This is a genomic window from Nocardia takedensis NBRC 100417, assembly GCF_000308695.1.
In the GTDB taxonomy this organism is placed as follows: domain Bacteria; phylum Actinomycetota; class Actinomycetes; order Mycobacteriales; family Mycobacteriaceae; genus Nocardia; species Nocardia takedensis.
On sequence record NZ_BAGG01000172.1, the window covers coordinates 1 to 527 of the forward strand.

Below are 527 nucleotides of genomic sequence, written 5' to 3' on the forward strand. Positions count from 1 at the left end.
CCTTACGGTCCCACTACACCGTCAACCTCATGAGCATCACCCCGAAATCCTCGTGGCGGTGGGTCCGCACCCTGTTGCATTCGGTGTTCGATCAAGCCGACGCCGAATCGGTTGATGCTCAATATGATCGAATGCTCGATGCACTGTCGGAGAAGCTGCCGAAAGTCGCCGGTCATCTCGACGCCGCTCGCGAGGACTTGCTCGCGTTCACCGCGTTCCCGAAACAGATCTGGCGCCAGGTCTGGTCGAACAATCCCCAGGAACGGTTGAACAAGGAGATCCGGCGCCGCACCGACGTGGTCGGGATCTTTCCCGACCGGGCATCGATCATCCGCCTGGTCGGCGCAGTCCTGGCCGAGCAACACGATGAATGGATCGAAGGCCGCCGCTACCTCGGCCTCGACGCTTGGCCCGATCCCGAGACCTCAGCGATCACACCGGACAGGAGGACAACCCCGCAGCACTGACCGCTTGATCAAACCGATCACGCGGTGACCATCCCGCTACACCACGCGTTTGGACTTGAC

1 pseudogene is annotated in these 527 nt (G+C 61.5%); it reads left to right on the forward strand.

What is annotated here, in order from left to right:
• Positions 1–475 (forward strand): annotated as a pseudogene (locus ON30_RS27775) (transposase); the annotation flags it as partial.
• Positions 476–527 lie beyond the last annotated feature (52 nt).